This window comes from Paraburkholderia sp. SIMBA_030 (assembly GCF_046535245.1).
Lineage (GTDB): Bacteria > Pseudomonadota > Gammaproteobacteria > Burkholderiales > Burkholderiaceae > Paraburkholderia.
On record NZ_JAWRXB010000825.1, the window covers coordinates 1 to 262 of the forward strand.

Sequence of the window (262 nt, forward strand, 5' to 3'; positions counted from 1 at the left end):
GAAGCGACCGCGTGACAAGCCCCGAGATGAAGAAAAGCAGGCTCATCCGCCACGGATGAGAGGCGGCAGCAATAAGATCGACCAGCCGGCTGCCGTCGATGGAGTTGAGCAGCCATGTTCTCGTCCCATAGGCGAGACTCGTGTGATAGATGATCAGCGTGCCGAAACACAGGACGCGCAACGCGTCGAGATCGTGGCGCCGCCCGCCCGATTTGATGTCCGTCATGATTGTTTGCCCCAACCCAGGCAATGCAATCATAGG

The 262-nt window shown here is 58.8% G+C and carries 1 protein-coding gene; it reads right to left on the minus strand.

Annotated elements, in window-relative coordinates:
* A partial coding sequence (locus tag SB772_RS42295; protein WP_410838809.1) for an acyltransferase family protein occupies positions 1 to 226 on the minus strand: 226 nt, incomplete at its 3' end.
* Positions 227 to 262 lie beyond the last annotated feature (36 nt).